At 41.5% G+C, this 17,514-nt stretch carries 16 protein-coding genes; 7 read left to right on the top strand and 9 right to left on the bottom strand.

The annotated features are described in order from the left end of the window. Nucleotides 1-45 precede the first annotated feature (45 nt). Nucleotides 46-393, top strand: coding sequence for a hypothetical protein (locus tag FTV31_RS10780; protein ID WP_180014798.1), 348 nt, complete (start codon nt 46-48; stop codon nt 391-393). Nucleotides 394-1,094: 701 nt separating this feature from the next. Here FTV31_RS10780 and FTV31_RS10775 read toward each other — a convergent pair. Beyond that, nucleotides 1,095-2,258 carry a zinc-dependent alcohol dehydrogenase gene (locus tag FTV31_RS10775; protein WP_159124281.1) on the bottom strand — a complete coding sequence of 388 codons (1,164 nt, stop codon included), beginning with the start codon at nt 2,256-2,258 and terminating at the stop codon, nt 1,095-1,097. A 302-nt stretch (nt 2,259-2,560) separates the two neighbouring features. Beyond that, nucleotides 2,561-4,504, bottom strand: coding sequence for an ATP-binding cassette domain-containing protein (locus FTV31_RS10770; protein WP_180014796.1), 1,944 nt, complete (start codon nt 4,502-4,504; stop codon nt 2,561-2,563). Between the two features lie 211 nt (nt 4,505-4,715). Between FTV31_RS10770 and FTV31_RS10765 the strand changes: the two genes are divergently transcribed. The 4 genes from FTV31_RS10765 (at nt 4,716) to erpA (ending at nt 8,646) form a co-directional block, all read left to right on the top strand. Continuing rightward, nucleotides 4,716-5,720 (top strand): putative solute-binding protein, encoded by a 1,005-nt coding sequence (locus FTV31_RS10765; RefSeq protein ID WP_180014793.1) that lies wholly within the window; start codon nt 4,716-4,718, stop codon nt 5,718-5,720. 255 nt (nt 5,721-5,975) lie between these two features. Further along, the gene (locus tag FTV31_RS10760; RefSeq protein WP_004780360.1) at nt 5,976-6,986 is read left to right on the top strand and encodes a putative solute-binding protein; all 1,011 of its coding nucleotides are present in this window, start codon (nt 5,976-5,978) and stop codon (nt 6,984-6,986) included. A gap of 194 nt (nt 6,987-7,180) precedes the next feature. Continuing rightward, complete coding sequence (locus FTV31_RS10755) at nt 7,181-8,194, top strand: putative solute-binding protein (protein WP_180014830.1); 1,014 nt, start codon at nt 7,181-7,183, stop codon at nt 8,192-8,194. Nucleotides 8,195-8,310: 116 nt separating this feature from the next. Then, a complete protein-coding gene (gene erpA / locus FTV31_RS10750) occupies nt 8,311-8,646 on the top strand; it encodes an iron-sulfur cluster insertion protein ErpA (RefSeq protein ID WP_004780362.1) in 336 nt (111 codons plus the stop codon). A gap of 60 nt (nt 8,647-8,706) precedes the next feature. Here erpA and FTV31_RS10745 read toward each other — a convergent pair whose 3' ends face one another. From FTV31_RS10745 to FTV31_RS10720, 6 genes are all read right to left on the bottom strand, one after another. Continuing rightward, complete coding sequence (locus tag FTV31_RS10745) at nt 8,707-9,084, bottom strand: hypothetical protein (RefSeq protein WP_162835342.1); 378 nt, start codon at nt 9,082-9,084, stop codon at nt 8,707-8,709. Between the two features lie 111 nt (nt 9,085-9,195). Then, nucleotides 9,196-10,101 carry a matrixin family metalloprotease gene (locus FTV31_RS10740; RefSeq protein ID WP_180014791.1) on the bottom strand — a complete coding sequence of 302 codons (906 nt, stop codon included), beginning with the start codon at nt 10,099-10,101 and terminating at the stop codon, nt 9,196-9,198. Nucleotides 10,102-10,221: 120 nt separating this feature from the next. Next, nucleotides 10,222-10,665: a hypothetical protein gene (locus tag FTV31_RS10735; RefSeq protein ID WP_004780368.1), complete on the bottom strand. Its 444-nt coding sequence runs from the start codon at nt 10,663-10,665 to the stop codon at nt 10,222-10,224. A 118-nt stretch (nt 10,666-10,783) separates the two neighbouring features. Further along, a complete protein-coding gene (gene dnaK / locus FTV31_RS10730) occupies nt 10,784-12,724 on the bottom strand; it encodes a molecular chaperone DnaK (protein ID WP_180014789.1) in 1,941 nt (646 codons plus the stop codon). Nucleotides 12,725-12,879: 155 nt separating this feature from the next. Next, nucleotides 12,880-13,428 carry a nucleotide exchange factor GrpE gene (grpE, locus tag FTV31_RS10725; protein ID WP_180014828.1) on the bottom strand — a complete coding sequence of 183 codons (549 nt, stop codon included), beginning with the start codon at nt 13,426-13,428 and terminating at the stop codon, nt 12,880-12,882. A 725-nt stretch (nt 13,429-14,153) separates the two neighbouring features. Next, a complete protein-coding gene (locus FTV31_RS10720) occupies nt 14,154-14,648 on the bottom strand; it encodes a hypothetical protein (RefSeq protein ID WP_180014787.1) in 495 nt (164 codons plus the stop codon). A 213-nt stretch (nt 14,649-14,861) separates the two neighbouring features. On the opposite strand from FTV31_RS10720, the gene FTV31_RS10715 reads away from it, so the two are divergent. After that, nucleotides 14,862-15,932 carry an alpha/beta hydrolase gene (locus FTV31_RS10715; protein ID WP_180014785.1) on the top strand — a complete coding sequence of 357 codons (1,071 nt, stop codon included), beginning with the start codon at nt 14,862-14,864 and terminating at the stop codon, nt 15,930-15,932. A gap of 47 nt (nt 15,933-15,979) precedes the next feature. Here the strand turns inward: FTV31_RS10715 and FTV31_RS10710 are convergent, their stop codons facing one another. After that, complete coding sequence (locus tag FTV31_RS10710) at nt 15,980-16,651, bottom strand: acetoacetate decarboxylase family protein (RefSeq protein ID WP_180014783.1); 672 nt, start codon at nt 16,649-16,651, stop codon at nt 15,980-15,982. A 103-nt stretch (nt 16,652-16,754) separates the two neighbouring features. On the opposite strand from FTV31_RS10710, the gene FTV31_RS10705 reads away from it, so the two are divergent. Then, nucleotides 16,755-17,327, top strand: a complete 573-nt coding sequence (locus FTV31_RS10705; protein WP_180014781.1) for a peptidylprolyl isomerase — start codon at nt 16,755-16,757, stop codon at nt 17,325-17,327. Nucleotides 17,328-17,514: the final 187 nt, after the last annotated feature.

Genomic DNA, 17,514 nt, shown 5'->3' with positions numbered 1-17,514 from the left:
GCCTGGTTCAGTAGAATCAAGTCTTATTTATAAAGAGGTTTATCCATGGATAGCCAGCTTGAAGAAATACGTGAGATCTGGGCCAATGCATTCTACAGTGGCGACTATGATGTGCTGCGCCACTACGAACATCAGGACTTTCAGGTGGTTTTTGAACAGGAAGGCCGCGTAGAAGGAAGTTATCTGCGTTATGACCGGATCGCTCATGCGGTACAAAACGGCGTATGGAAACCGCTGAAGCCAGACATAGAATATGAAGAATACGAGTACAATGAAGACCAAACCGAATGCCGGATCTTAATTGGACTGGAACATAATAAACAGCGTCTTCAGGAGGTCTGGAAGCTAGAGGATGAATGGAAAATTCTAGAACTTAGATTTTTGAAATCCTAAACTTTCAATGATTTATTAAGTTACTTCGAAATTTTTTAAAAATATTTGAATAGTGTTGTTTTAAATCTTGCTTAAACCTTGATCAATCGTGTGGATAACTGCAAAGTTATCCATATTTTTTATGTGAATAAGATAGTATTTATCCACAAGTTATATTGTCTTTCTTATCTCTTAATTTTTTAAATTTAAATTTAAATTTAATTTCTCTATCTTGTGGATAAGTGTTTTTAAATTTAAAATGGGTTTTTGAATTTAAAAGACTAGTTGGAGCCATATCTTCTATGTTCTTTAACGGCAACCAGTTCAGGTGAGTTTTTATCTGTTTTTAATGGTAAATTATATAAATAACTTAAAAATTAATGGTTTATATTGATATTGTAGATTTAATTAACAATAAGCGTGGAACATATTTTAATTATAAAAATCTTCACTGTAGTGAAACTACACAATTAATTTAATAATCAAGTGAACTTTCAATTTTTTATTACTGAATCATAGGCTTATAGATTTTTCTAACTTTTACTTCTATAGCTTAGTTTCTTTAAGCTGGATCATCACGTGACCTAGTGCCAGTTCATTTGATAAACAGGCAATAGATCTGAGCTTTTAGAAACTGAAAATAGAAAAAAATACGGTTTATAAAATGGTGATCAAAAATAAAAAAAGCGCCTAATGGCGCTTTCTATTTTTTACCATTGTATTTATGGGGTCAGAATAATCTTGCGGCAGTCTTCTTCACGTTTATCGAAAATACGATAGCCTTCAGCAGCTTCTTCCAGTTTCATGCGATGGGTAATAATCACTTCTGGAGACAGCTGGCCATTTTCTACATATTCAAGTAATTGTGGCAAGAATTTATGTACATGTGTTTGACCCATTTTAAAGGTCAGTCCTTTATCGAAGGCATCACCAAACAGGAAGCCATGAATTGGACCAGCATATACGCCTGGCACACTCACCACACCACCACGGCGTACTGCGGCGATACATTGACGTAGGGCAAAGCCGCTCGAACCTTCAATTTTTAGATTCGTCATCACAGTTTCAAGCAAACTGCCTTTGGCCTCGAAACCAATCGCATCAATGACGGCATCAACACCACGATGACCGGCAGTATTTTGAATAATATATTCAGCTGCATCGACTTCATCAAAATTCACTGGAATTGCACCATAAGTTTGATGGGCGAAACGCAGACGGTAAGGGTGGTGATCGACCATAAAGATCTGTTCGGCACCCAGCATACGTGCGCAGGCAGCCGACAGTAAACCAACTGGACCAGCACCATAAATCGCAACACTGGAGCCGCGAGTGACCTGGGCATTGGTTACAGCCTGCCATGCAGTAGGCAAGATATCAGTCAGAAACAGGACTTTTTCATCCGGTAATGATCCTGGCACTTTAAATGGGCCCACATTACCTTTAGGCACACGAACATATTCAGCCTGTCCGCCTGGTACACCGCCATATAAATGGCTATAACCAAACAGAGCCGCACCTGGTGGAATTTGTTTCTTATTGATAATTGCACCACGGCCAGTATTGGTATTTTCACAGGCAGCCATCAGTTCATGTTCACAGAAAAAACAGTGACCACATGCAATCACGAAAGGAATAATTACCCGGTCGCCTTTTTTGACTTCTGTGACTTCAGGGCCGACTTCTTCTACAATTCCCATAAACTCATGGCCGAAAATATCGCCATCTTCAGTGGCCGGGATTTTACCCCGGTATAGATGCAGATCTGAGCCACAGATGGCAGTCGCTGTCACCCTTAAAATGACGTCATCTGGTTCCTGAATCACTGGATCTGGAACGGATTCAACTCGTACATCCCGAGCACCATGATAGGTAAGAGCACGCATGCGGATTTCCTCTCTCTAGTTCAACATTAAACAGACTCGTATCAAGGCTGCCAAAAATAAAAAACACTTTTATTAGAGCCTTATGGGCCAAGAAATCGCTGTAAATTAATGTATGAAATAAGACATCCGAGTGTTTAAAAAATAAACTTATATAGGATTTGCGTAATTCACTACAAAATATGTCAAAAAACGGTTTCGATAAAAAAATCAGGGAAAAGATGGAGAGAGCAATATATAAAGTAAAAAAAAGAGATTAGCTCCAGTTGCAGCTAATCTCTAAGATTTGAATCAAGGTTTAAAACTTAACCTTCCTGAAAAGATTGCTCCAAACTTTCTAGCTCCATCATCAGTTCTAGCATTTGCTCTTCGGCAGTTTCCAGTTTCTGTTTCAGTTCAGTTTGCTCGTTCATAAGTTTCAGCAAGTCATCTTTACGTGCAGCTTCATATAAAGCGCTATCTGCCAGCAATTCTTCAATTTCTGCCAGACGCGGTTGTAACTTGTCAATTTGCGCTTCGCATTTTTCGATATTCTTGCGAATCGGACGAGTCTGCCCACGACGCTGAGCGGCCAGTTTGCGCTGTGCTTCCTTATCTACTTTGGCTACCACCACAGGTTTAGCTTCTGTTTCTACTACCTGTGCTTTGGCTAAGGCATTCTGTGCATTGATCTGCTGTTGACGCGCTTCACGTAACCATTTGGCATAGTCCTGCAAATCACCCTCAAATTCGGTACAACGTCCGGCATGTACTAACAGCAATTCATCACATACTGTCGCAATCAATTGACGTTCATGCGAAACGAGTACCACCGCACCTTCAAAATCCTGCAAAGCCATAGTCAGGGCATGGCGCATATCCAGATCCAGATGGTTTGTCGGTTCATCCAGAATCAGTACATTTGGACGCTGCCAAACAATTAAAGCCAAAGCCAAACGTGCACGTTCACCCCCAGAGAAACTCTCACATGGGGTATCCATGCGCTCACCGCTAAAACCGAAACTGCCGAGGAAAGAGCGTAAAGAAGCTTCACTGATTTTTGGATCGGCGATACGTGCCAGTTGTAGCATTGGGCTGGCATTAGCATCCAAAGCATCCATCTGATGCTGAGCAAAATAACCGATATTGAGTAATTCTGAGGCTTTACGTTGACCATTTAATAAAGGCAAATCTCCGACTAAGGTTTTGATTAGGGTTGATTTACCCGCACCATTCATCCCCAATAAACCGATACGTGAATTTGGAGTGATTTGCAGATTAATTTTGCTGGCAATCGATTTATCGCCATAACCAATTTCCGCCTGTTCCAAGGCCAGAAGTGGTGAACTCATTTTGGTCGGTTCACGGAAACTGAAGGTAAAAGGTGTATCCACATGAGCAGGGGCGAGATCCTGCATGCGCTCCAGCATTTTGATCCGACTTTGGGCCTGACGTGCTTTGGTCGCTTTGGCTTTAAAACGGTCAATAAATTTTTGTAAATGTGCCCGGGCTTCTTGCTGTTTCTCAAAGGCTTGTTGCTGTTGCGCCAGACGCTCGCTACGGGTCACTTCAAAAGTTGAATAATTGCCGGTATAGAGGGTGAGTTCCTGATTTTCGATATGCAGAATATGATCCGTCACGGCATCCAGAAAATCACGGTCATGCGAAATTAGCACTAAAGTACCTTCATACGCCTTTAACCAGTCTTCGAGCCACAAAATCGCATCCAGATCCAAGTGGTTGGTCGGTTCATCGAGTAATAGCAGGTCTGAACGGCTCATCAGGGTACGGGCCAAATTCAAACGCATCCGCCAACCGCCTGAAAAGCTGGAAACATCCAGGCGAATCTGATGATCCATAAAGCCTAAACCAGCCATTAACTGTGCTGCTTTAGAGGGAGCGGAATAGCCATGAATCTCGTCAAAACGGCCATGTAGCTGTGCCAGTTCTGCATCAGAAAGCTGTTCCGTATGCGCTAGTTTAGCCTGTATATCCCAATACTCTTCATCGCCTGACAGAACAAAATCAATGGCTGGCATATCTAGGGCTTTAATTTCCTGAGCCATATGCGCTACGGTCCAAACGGATGGACGGGTTAGCGAACCCTCATCTGCACTGAGCTCACCTAAAAGAGCCGCAAACAGGGTAGATTTTCCTGCGCCATTCACGCCGGTTAAACCAATTTTCCAGCCGGGATGAAGCTGCATGGAGGCTTTTTGAAATAACACTCGCCCACCACGGCGTAACGAAACTTGGTCTAACTGAATCATTGAACTTACTAACAAGGGCAAAAGAGAATGCCGCTATTCTAATGGAAAGCCCGGAGAAAACAAAAAATCTTCGTTGCAGTTTATCCTGTTCAGGCTTTAAAAATTTATAGATTCATATATGATGAACTATATTTTGAGTAAATACTCTATTTTGTTTAAAAACCGAAAGATAGAGCCATCAAGGTTCATAATAATATTGAGTAGAATAAAAATGAAAAAAGGATTTTTAATTTTATCTGCACTGGGCCTATGGGCTTCGAGTGCACATGCTGCCCCAGTCAATGTCTGTGTATTTGATTTACTGGGAAAATCGGGTGAATCCTTCAAACTGCTGGAAGAATGGGCATTAGCCAGCAAGCAGTGGGGGGCTACGGTTCAATTGATTGCTTATCAGGATGAAGCTAAAGTCGATCAGGATGCCAAAGCCGGAAAATGCGATGGCTTCTATATGACATCCATGCGCGCGCGAGCTTATAACAAATTTGCCGGTTCGATTGATGCGATTGGCGGCGTTCCTAATAATGATATTGCCATGAAAGCGGTGAGTTATGTGCTGGATAAGCGTAATACCAAGCGCATGACCACTCAGATTGGCAAGGAAAAATTTGAAGTAGCCGGTATTGGCCAGATTGGTCCTGCTTATATCTTTGTCCGTGATCGTAATATGAACAAGCTAGAACATATTAAGGGCAAGAAGTTTGCTGTGCTGCATTATGACTATGCCCAAACCATTATGGTGAACCGGGTAGAAGCTGTACCGGTAAATTCGGAAATTTCTAATTTCATCCGTAAATTTAATCAGGGTGAAGTGGATATTGTGGCAGCACCCGCTTATGCCTTTAAACCTCTTGAAGTGACCAAAGGACTGGGTCAGAAAGGAGCCATGATTAACTTTCCGGTGGTCAATGTCACAGCAGATCTGATTATTCGACCGGATAAATTTCCGGAACAGTTTGCAGCCAATTCCCGACAATGGTTTGTTAAGCAGTTACCCTGTAGCTTCGCGATGGTGAAACGTATGGAAGCAGAAATCCCGCGTAAATATATTCTGAACCTGAGCCGTGAGGAACAGGTCAGTTATCAAAAAATTCTGCGTGAAGGACGCATGGATTTAACCAAACAGGGCATCTATGACGCTGGTATGATGACAGTATTAAAACGGGCACGTTGTACTGTAGAAAGAACTAATTTCGAATGCTCAATCAGTGGTGAATAATTTTAAAATCATGTATATCTTTGTAACTACAGCGAATGAAATGTAATTCAAAGTAGCCAAGTTAAAACATTAAGATACTGATATATTTATAAAAAAAATTAGATAAAGGAAATTGGATAAAGCTCATTTATCTTTATAGGCCAAAAAATGACTTTTATCTGGAGTAAATGCTCTATTTTTTTGAAATAAATTTGCTTAATATTTGACGCGTGTACGGACACTCAGCTAACAACAAGATTTCAAAGGATAACTAAAATGAAAAAAACACTCTTATCATTGGCTGCATTTTCTGCATTTGGTTTTGCAGGTGTGGCACATGCAGAAAAGGTCGATATCTGTGTGTTTGACCTACTTGGTAAATCTGGCGAGTCTTTCCAGATGGCTCAGGAATGGGCACTGGCAGCAAAAGGCTGGGGCGCAGATATTAATCTGATCGCTCGTCAGGATGAAGCCGTCGCTGACAATGACTTTAAGGCTGGCAAATGTGATGGCGTATTCATGACCGCCATGCGTGCTCGTCAATATAACAAGTTTGCCGGTTCAATCGATGCCTTAGGTGGTGCTCCAAGTAATGCCATTGCACAGCGTGCGATTAGCTTCGCTTTAGATAAGCGTAATGCCGCTAAAATGGTTACGACCATGGGCGGTAAAAAATATGAGGTGGCCGGGATTGCGCCACTGGGTTCAGCTTTTATCTTTGTGCGTGACAAAAACATCAACTCCATTGAAAAAGCGGCAGGCAAGAAGTTCGCTGTTCTTGGCTATGATGATGCGCAAAAAATCATGGTTCAACGTGTAGGTGCTCAGGCCGTAGTGTCTGATGTATCCAACTTCGTGGCCAAGTTTAATAATGGCCAAGTCGATATGGTGGGCGCACCGGCGTATGCGTACAAGCCACTCGAAATCTATAAAGGTCTGGGCAATAGCGGTGCGATGTTTAACTTCCCGGTACTGCATGTCACCTCTGACTTTGTGATCCGTCCGGAGAAATTCCCAGCCGGTTTTGGCCAGAAGTCTCGTGACTGGTTCATTAAAAATCTGCCTAAGAGCATGGCGATGATTAATCGTCTGGAAGCCGGTATTCCAGCGAAATATAAGCTGAATCTGAGCGCGGAAGACAAAACCAAGTACCAGAAGTTATTACGTGAAGGACGTATGGATATGACCAAGCGTGGAATCTATGATGCCAGCATGATGTCGGTATTGAAACGTGCACGTTGCTCTGTCGATAAGGCCAACTTTGAATGTTCACTTTCTGGCGAATAATTTGATTTTTAAGGAAAAAAGCTTAGATTTATCTAAGCTTTTTTTATATTAAACAAAGTCAGATCTGCCATTGCAGATCACGGTAAAGCAGTTAAGCTGATTAAAAATAATGCTTTCATGTTTAGTATAAAAAACAATAACATGTAGCACTTAAAGCAGATAACAAAAACAAGGCAATCAAGGAAAGCAAAATGATGCAGAGAGGATGGAAAGCCCTGGCTGTAGGTGCAGCACTCGCGGCAGTTTCAGGTCTAGCTCAGGCTAAACAGGTGGTATGTGTATTCGATCTGGTCGGCAAAAATGGTGACGTTTATGCTGTAATGAAAGACTATCAGCTGGCCGCAAAAAACTGGGATGCTGATATCGAGCTCAGGGTAAATACCAATGAAGCCGTCGTCGCAGAAGATTTTAAGGCCGGTAAATGTGATGGGATCAGTGTCACTGGTATGCGCGGCCGTCAGTTCAACCGATTTACCGGTTCACTCGATGCGATTGGCGCGATTCCAGATTTGAACCTGGCGGTAAAAGTCATGCAAGGCCTGGCGAGTCCGACCTTTGCCAAGCTCATGGTTCAAGGCAAATATGAAGTCGCAGGGGTGATTCCGGTAGGCGATGCCTTTCTGATGGTCAATGACCGGAGTATTAATACTGTGGCGAAAGCAGCAGGTAAAAAAATTGCTGTACTCGACTATGACGAAGCACAAAAAATCATGGTTCAGCAGGTGGGTGCACAGGCAGTCAGCGCCGATGTGACCAACTTTGGCTCTAAATTTAACAATGGTCAGGTCGACATTATTGGCGCGCCGGCTGCCGTATTTAAACCGCTAGAGCTGCATAAAGGTTTGGGTAGCAAGGGTGCTATTGTGAATTATCCGGTATTGCAGGTCACCGGTAATATTATTATTCGTCCAGATAAATTCCCGGCAGGATATGGACAAAAATCACGTGAATGGGTGAAGAGCCAGTTACCACGTGCTTTTGGAATTTTAGGTAAAATGAAGGCAGATATTCCATCTAAATACTGGATGGATATTCCTGAAGCAGATAAACCAGGTTATCAAAAGCTGATGCGTGATTCGCGGATTGATCTGACCAAACGGGGTATTTATGACAAACGCATGATGAAGTTACTCTGGCAATTCCGCTGCAAGCAGAATCCGAAAAACTTCGAATGTGCATTACAGGATGAGAACTATAAACAATCCTGATAAAATTACTCTGATTTGACTTTTAATCTGTACAGACTGACCATATATTGAGTGTGTTATACTTGAAATATGGTCTTTTCTTTTTAAAGACATTCCATTCAACAGAGGAATCCGCCATGAATGCTCAAGCGCTTGTGCTCACCGACAATGCCGCAAATAAAGTACGCCAGTTGCGTGACAGTGAAGGTAACCAAGACTTAATGCTCCGTGTGTATGTCACCGGTGGCGGCTGTTCAGGTTTCTCTTATGGCTTTAACTTTGCGGAAAGCCAAAATGAAGATGATGCAGAATTCGTCAATGGCGATGTCAAAATGCTGGTCGATTCTCTGAGCTATCAATATCTGGTCGGTTCAGTGGTTGACTATGTTGAAGGTCTGGAAGGTTCACGTTTTGTGGTACAAAACCCGAATGCTACAACGACCTGTGGCTGTGGATCTTCATTCTCGATCTAATACATATCAAGTTGAATAAAAAAGTCCTCATATGAGGACTTTTTTATGTCTGAAGAAAGCTTAGCTTTCCAGTTTGACCGCTTCAAGCAGGTCAAAAATCACTGTAGTGACATCCTGACTCAGTTCGCGGTTATTAAATATCTCGTAGGCTGTAATGGTAATGTCCGTATCGCTCGGCAATAGACGCTGTTCTTCTTCAATCAAGTCATTGATCGGCAATAAGGTCTGTTTCACTTGCAGATGCAAAATATCCTTAAATTCAAGATTTTCATCATCCAGCTCGATCAGCTGTTCATTGAAATAAGGCAGCAAAATTGAATGAAGATAAGGTTGAATATCCTCGATATCAAAGATCTCGATATCACGGGTTTCATCAATCGTACTAATGTGGTCATTTACTTCAATTAAAATATGGTAGTAACTCACATGAATCTCCAAGAAAGTTGGCCTAAGACGTCCTACTGTTCTTCACAATAACATGAAATGAAACCGGGTTGTATTTTTACTAGCCTAAACACATAAATAATATAGGGAATTAAAACCTGAATTTTATCGAGTATACAACAGAGTCTTGTCTGCTGGACGCAGTCTGAAATCTTGTAAATTTTGTTCACCCAATACTGGATACATCAAGGCTTCCGGATCATTATGATGATAGAGGCCCAAGGCATGGCCCAGCTCATGTGCCAAAGTTAAGCGTAAATCATCTTTGGCATCAAACTGGTAAATCTGGATCTTATCTCCCATAAAAATACCCTTATGAAACTGGCGTGGGGGAAAGCGCTGCTGGGCCTGCTGAATATTTCGCTGATGGCTTTGCACACTATTTTGATGCACAGAAACCTGCTGGTTAAACGAGGATAGCTGTTCTTGAAGATAGGCATATTCGCGCTTAAAACTTTCCAGTTTAGGCTTGAGCATTTCCATCTCATACTGAAGCTGTTCACGCTCGGCAGATGAGCTGGCCTGTTGACGGCGTTGCAATAGGGTTTGAAATTCAAATTCCAGCTGACTTTTTTGCTGGATCAGGCGTTGCTGCTGATCTTCCAGATTTTTCTGCGAAACTTGCAGATTGCTGACTTCACGCTGATATCTGGCTTCATCGGCAAGTAATTTTTTTTCGACCTTTTTAAAGGCTTCATAGTCCTGTTGGCGTTGATCATAGATCAGTTGAATGGCTAGCTGAGCATTCTCATCATAGACCATCAGATCATCGCGATTGGTTCCTTCATGCCAGATCTGAATCGCTTCCTGACTTAATTGAATGACTTCATCACGGGTCAGGCCAAAACCCGGATCGACCTGATCAATCCGGAAACGTAGGCGCGTATCAAAAGGATGGGTCAAACGGTCAGTCAGTGAATTAAATTTTAATTGTGGATGGGTCTTAGTTTGTAGATGCAAAAACAATGACACAATGAAAACGACAATCCCCAGAAAGCTTAAAAGACGCATAGTGTTTTTTTAAATATTGTTTGGCTCAATGTAGCTAAAAAACCAGAAAAATCCTAGCGTCAGAGCGATAAAAAGTGGCAATAAAAAACCGTGCTTATACACGGTTCTGTTCAGGTCAGATTATGATTTCTTACCTTTCCACTGTTCAACCTGTCTTGGCATATTGGAATGATAGATAAAGCCAAGGCCTATACCATTCAATAAGAAGATCATAAATTCAATTAAATATTTCAGGTTATAGGAATGTCTGGTTTGGTGATTAAAGGCATACAGCGTGATTTCAGATTTAAAGATCTGGAAAATAATATAGCTCAGTAATCCAATACCCAGAATGATAAAGCCTTTTCCAGAAGGGTAACGCTGAGGTACAGCCAGGATCAGCAACACAATGATGGCAATCAGAAAGCCCAAGGAAAAAGAAGCTTCAATTCCGAAGGTTTGCAGGTAATTAAAAGGCGCGAGTACCACATTCGGCGGTAAGATCAGAAGCAGATTGCCCATCGGGTAGAGCAGCATGATCGCAAGCCCGGAAGCCAGAAGAAAAAGCTTAATAAAATTCTGCATACGTTTTTATTTTTAAGTTATTTATTTCATTATAGTTTAATTAAAAAACATTCTATTGCCTATGCATTGAGCAAAAAAAAGACCGCATAAAATGCGGTCTTTTTCTCAAAGTGACAAATTATTTTTTATCATCTTTTACTTCAGTGAATTCAGCATCAACTACGCCATCATCTGCTTTTTGAGCTTGGCCTTCGCCGCCTTGGAATGCATTAGGATCGAAACCTTGTGCACCGCCTTGGCCTTGAGCTGCTTCATAAGCACGCTGGGTGATCGGCATAATAATGTTTTGCAATGCTTCAGTTTTCGCTTTGATTGCTTCAACATCATTTTCTTTAGTTGATGCTTCTAACTCAGAAACCGCAGTTTCGATTGCAGTTTTTTCGTCAGCAGTCACTTGTTCGCCAAGATCTTTTACTGCTTTTTGAGCAGAAGAGACTAACGCATCCGCTTCGTTACGTGCTTTTGCAAGCTCTTCGAACTTACGGTCTTCTTCAGCATTCGCTTCAGCATCTTTGATCATCGCTTCGATTTCAGCATCAGACAAACCTGAGTTTGCTTTGATCTGGATAGATTGCTCTTTACCAGTGCTCTTATCTTTCGCAGATACTTTCAAGATACCATCCGCGTTGATGTCGAACGATACTTCAATTTGTGGCACACCACGTGGAGCAGGTGGGATGTCGCCTAACTGGAAGTTACCCAACAATTTGTTCTGTTGAGCCATTTTACGTTCACCTTGGTAAACTGAAATGTCTACAGCAGGCTGGTTGTCCGCAGCAGTTGAGAACACTTGAGATTTCTTCGCAGGAATCGTCGTGTTTTTCTCGATGATTGGAGTCAACACGCCACCCATGGTTTCAATACCAAGTGTCAACGGAGTAACGTCAAGAAGAAGTACGTCAGTTTTGTCACCAGACAATACCGCACCTTGGATCGCAGCACCCATTGCGACTGCTTCGTCCGGGTTCACGTCTTTACGTGGCTCACGACCGAAGAATTCTTGTACTTTTTGTTGTACAAGTGGCATACGAGACTGACCACCTACCAAAATTACGTCAGAGATGTCAGAAGTCGAAAGACCTGCATCTTTCAGCGCAATCTTACAAGGCTCGATAGTACGAGCTACAAGATCCCCAACTAAACCTTCAAGTTTTGCACGAGTTACGTTGATCACTAAGTGTTTAGGACCAGTCGCATCTGCAGTGATGTATGGAAGGTTGATTTCAGTTGCGTTAGAAGAAGAAAGCTCGATTTTTGCTTTTTCAGCAGCTTCTTTCAGACGTTGTAACGCAAGTGGATCGTTCTTCAAGTTCACGTTTTGTTCTTTCTTGAACTCTTCAACCAGGTAGTCGATTAGTGCGTTATCGAAGTCTTCACCACCCAGGAATGTGTCACCATTTGTAGATAACACTTCGATTTGCTGGTCGCCATCAAGGTCAGCAATCTCAATGATTGAAACGTCGAATGTACCACCACCCAAGTCGTAAACCGCAACTTTACGGTCGCCTTCTTTCTTGTCCATACCGAACGCAAGCGCCGCAGCAGTTGGTTCGTTGATGATACGTTTAACTTCTAGGCCTGCAATTTTACCTGCATCCTTAGTTGCTTGACGTTGTGCATCGTTGAAGTAAGCAGGAACAGTAATAACCGCTTCAGTGACTGTTTCACCCAGGTAGTCTTCTGCAGTTTTCTTCATTTTCTTAAGAACTTCTGCAGAGATTTGTTGAGGTGCTAATTTTTTATCGTTTACTTCAACCCAAGCATCACCATTGTCAGCTTTGATGATTTTGAATGGTGCGATACCGATATCTTTTTGTACCGCCTGGTCTTCGTAACGACGACCGATCAAACGTTTGATCGCGAACAATGTATTTTTCGGGTTAGTCACCGCTTGACGTTTTGCTGATTGACCAACAAGAATTTCGCCATCTTTATACGCAATAATAGATGGAGTTGTACGAGCGCCTTCAGCGTTTTCGATTACTTTAACTTTGTCGCCTTCAAGTACAGCAACACATGAGTTGGTTGTACCTAAGTCAATACCAATGATTTTAGCCATTTGGATGTTTCCTCAAAAATTCTTTTATTCCCAAATTTTTCCCTTTAACAAAGGGAAATTAAAAGGGATTTACTTGTTATCCGATATGAGAGCCATTCATTTTTTTTCAAGTAAAGATGTTGAAAAAAATTTAAAAACTCTCGAAATTCTTTCGCTTATGCGCCAACCATCACCATTGCAGGGCGCAGCAAACGACCATTTAGGCTGTAGCCTTTTTGCAGTACGTTACCAATTTCATTCGCTTTCGCATTTGGATCGATACCGACAGCTTGATGTAAATCAGCATTGAAACCGCTCGCAGTATCGACCACGACAACACCGAATTTCTCTAAAGTGGTGAGCAAGCCTTTTAGTGTGAGTTCAACACCTTCAGAAAGCGGTGTTTTTTCTTCGCCAACTGCAGCAATTGCACGTTCAAGATTGTCGACAGTATCGAGTAATTCTTTCGCGAATTTCTCAAGTACTGCTTCTTTATGCTTTTCAGATTCACGCTGGATACGTTCCACACTTTTTTGTGCTTCGTAAACTGCATTGGCAGTGCGTGCTTTTTCTAACTTTAAGTCACCTTCAAGTTGTGCAATCTGCTCTTGTAAAGATTCAACGGTAACTTCTACTTGCTCAGGTTCAGCTTGAGTTTGCTCTACCTCTTGTGTCGCTTGCTCTTGCTCAAGATCTTGAACTTGTTCGTTCTGCTCAGTTGCCATTGATTTACTCCGTTTAAATGGGTTTTTAAACATGTACAGTCCTTGGGCGTCAGAGTTAACTGCGTTAATACTGAACTGCCATGATTGAAATTTTTAATTATTTAAAGAAATCGGGGCAGGGGTAAAAAATTCAAGCACAACTACAGATTAATTTTTAGGATTTATTTGGATTTAATGACTTTCATAAAAGCAGCATCGTATTTTTAGATAGAAATAATAATTTTTATCTGTTTTAAATATTTTTAGAACAGGTGCATCATAGCGTCATTAACAGCGGCCTTGTTCTGAGGAGAGAGCTGAACTAGGTTGCTGTTGCCTTATTTTTAAGCTGTTTTTTCCGGTCGGATCCCTCACACATGATCCGGCTTTTTTTTGTCCAGATTATTTTTTAGACATAAAAGCGATTAATAACTAAGCAATAAAGTATTACACATAAAATGAGCAACACTATATTATTCATTTCAGATTCTATCGCTGTAGTTTCTTCTCTTTTTTAGAAATGTGTTTTCGTGGCTTATCTTTTCTCTAGATAAGCCTTTTTTTTTGCCTGAAATTTGTTACGGTTTTTCGACTTATAAGATGGGATCATCTTAATCAAGACTATGCTGAGTGAAAACATTTCTTCTATTAAAAGAAAATAACTGGAATGAGATCAAAACCATAAAACTCAGTCCATAAAAAAGCCCTGATTTAAATCAGAGCCTCTCTTTTTATTTATATTCTGCCTAATCGCGACGATTACGTGGTCGCTGCTGTTCCTGTTTACGTCGCTGATCATTCCAGCGTGGATTATTGGAGCGGTTTTGCTGAACCCGTTTACGCTGCTGTTCTGCCACTTTTTTACGTTGTTCCAGCTGTTGGCGACGTTTACGTTCGGCCTGCGCCTGTTTCTGACGCTGGTTACTCAGATTCTTGCGTTGCTGTTCCAGACGTTGTCGTTCCAGTTGAGTTTTACGACGGTCCAGTTCTATTTGCCGACGTCGTTCCTGTTCCCAGTTACGCTGCTGAATATTTTTGCGACGTTCCAGTTCCAGTCTCTTACGCTGCTGTTCGTATTCCCAGCGTTGCCGGTCATAGCGACGGTCTTGATCATAACGATAATCATAACCTCGATCGCGACGATCATAACGTCCGTCATAATAACCATCATCAGGAAAAGCCACACAGCCTACGGCTAAAAATGCAGTGGCTAAGGATACCGTTATTATTTTTATCGCCATAAGCTATCTCCTTTTATACAGACTTCTACATCAAAGTCGCAAAAGTGCTGTAAAAATCTCACTTAAACTGTCAATGACATTTGATTAAATTCAGGTTAGCGTATTTGGCAGATCATCTATGTACATTGATATTAAGACTTATATAAGAATATGGTCACTAAAATCCTAATCATGTAGAAAAAATGAAGAATTATGGGAAAAGGATGAAAACTCATGGGTGCGAATAATCCGGTCACAAAATTTGTAATGGATAAGGGGCAGGGCACTGCAGCACGTTTGCTGGATTGCCTGCCGAGCTTTGCACAAGAACGTCTGGTAAAAGCATTGGATTATCCTTATGACTATCCTGATTTGGATCCTTATATAAAATGCTTGATGGCGATTCAGATCAAACAGGGACAGCACAGTTTTATTAGTGAAGATGCGGTGCGATCACGTCAACTGTTTGATGAACGCATGAAAGCTATTCAGGCAAAACCGACGCCGGTCAAGGCAGTCGAGGATCTGCGCCTGCCATTACAAAATGGCACTATCTTTGCCCGACATTATCATCCGGCACCACAGAAAAAATTACCGATGGTCATTTTCTATCATGGTGGTGCATTTATAGTGGGCGGTCTGGATACACATGATGAGTTCTGCCGTTTATTGGCGGTGCATGCCAAGGTGCAGGTACTCAGCGTAGCTTATCCGCTAACGCCAGAATACAGTCCTTTGCAGATGGTACAGGTCTGTGAAGATGCTCTGGCTTGGGTACATCAAAACATCAAGCAGCTGAAAATCTATAAAAACCAGATTGTAGTGGCAGGGGATAGTGCAGGTGGAAATCTGGCGGCAGTAGTTGCGCAGCGGAGTGCCGATAAAATCTATGCACCTCGTGCACAGTTATTGCTTTACCCAGCTGTCGATTTTAAAAGCCGCCATCCTTCTTTTTATGCATACAATCAGGGGCTGGTACTTTCAGCTCAGGATATTGATCTGGTAACCAAGCTATATGCTGAAACGCATCAGGTCGAACTGGACGATCCGCTGATTTCACCGACCTATGGTGAACTGAAGAATCTGCCACCTGCCTATGTGATTACTGCCCGTCATGATGTGTTGCATGATGAGGGTTCAATCTATGCTCTGAAGTTACGTGAGAATGGGGTGCGAGTGTATTATCAAGAATATACGGATCAGGCACATGGTTTTATCAATCTGACCCCAATTCATAAACGTTCAAAAAAGCAGGTCATTGAACTCAGCAAGAATTTCCGTAAATTCCTGGATAAAAAGATCTGATTCAAAAATAGATGTAAAAATAAGGAGTTTCACGTGAAACACCTTTTTTATTTTTTATGGATCCTGGCTTCTGGAAAGACTAGATTAAATTTCGGCACATAAAAGCTTTGTAAATATTTAGCTTTAGAAAAATCCGGGAATATATCCTGAGTATCTTGCCACTCTGCCTGAATAAGCTTGGATAAATAACCCCGAAATTGAGGGCTAAACTGATAATGTTGGGATTTCCAGGTTTGCCGGATTTTTAGCATGGAGCTTGGAAGATGATGACTATTTAAATAGAAAGAACGAGGAGATTTAGGTTTTTTAAGACGAAGTGTCATGCTTTGCCCACGATGAGTAATGCGACAAATCGCTTCCTGTCCCTGTTCTTGCCAGTCAAACTCTGCATATTCTTTAGGAATACCCCACAAGTGCTGACCATGCACAATAGATTCATGAGTAGAGACATAAATTTTCGGAATAGTCGAAAGACGCCGTCTGCTAATTAAAGGATGATCCATAATCAGCAATTCATCATAAGGACTCACAGGAGAATGATGATAGCGCACCAATAGAACCTGAACGACACGACCGAGTGGAGATGGCGCAATCTTAAAGCTCTGAAATTCACGAATGAAATGAGGGGTAATCCAGTAATTTAGAATAAAACCCTCCCCCTGCAAATGCCAGGGCGGAAATTGATGGACGCTTTTCTCCTGTAGTAATGCATGGCTCATTATTATTCTCTTGTCTTTAGTCGGCAGGTCACTGCATTATTAGTCATGAAAGATTAATATGTTGTGAATCTCAACCTTTCTTTATCAGTAGATGAGTTAAAAAATGTTAAAAAAATCATTATCTGCTATCGCATTGATCGCATTTAGCTTGCCAAGTTTTGCTGCCAATACTCTGATCGAGATGAAAACCTCATCCGGTAATATCGAAATTGAACTCTTTAATGACAAAGCACCGATTACGGTGAAAAACTTTGAAGAATATGTCAAAAGCAACTTCTATACAGGAACCATCTTCCATCGGGTCATTCCGGGTTTCATGATTCAGGGCGGAGGCTTTGATCTCAACATGCAGGAAAAAGCCAATAATAAAGCTTCAATCAAGAACGAATCAGATAATGGTTTGCAAAACAAACGTGGCACTTTAGCCATGGCACGTACCAACGATCCTAATTCGGCTAAAGCACAGTTCTTTATTAACCTAGTAGATAACAGTTTTCTGGACCGTTCACCAAGAAATGCCGGATATGCAGTATTTGGGCGGGTTACTAAAGGTATGGAAGTAGTCGATAAGATCGCTCAAGTACCTACTCAGAACTATGGTATGCATCAGGACGTTCCGAAAACAGCTGTAAAAATCAACAGTGTGATTATTAAAACACCAAGCGTGAAAAAGTAAGTGAAAAATAAAACATAAATGTTTTGTTTATATTTTCTTTGGAATATTATGAACTTATGTAACAATTGGTAGAAAAATGAACCAATTTGGTGCATAAAAATGAAACAGTCATGATTGGTGTGCGTTAAAAGCACTTGCTTGTGTAGGAAATTGCCCTATAATGAGCTCATACCGACGAGATAGACGA

Origin of the sequence: Acinetobacter sp. YH16031 (assembly GCF_013417335.1) — a bacterium.
Lineage (GTDB): Bacteria > Pseudomonadota > Gammaproteobacteria > Pseudomonadales > Moraxellaceae > Acinetobacter.
The sequence above is the reverse complement of the archived record's forward strand: the minus strand, read 5'-3'. Positions and strand labels throughout refer to the sequence as shown.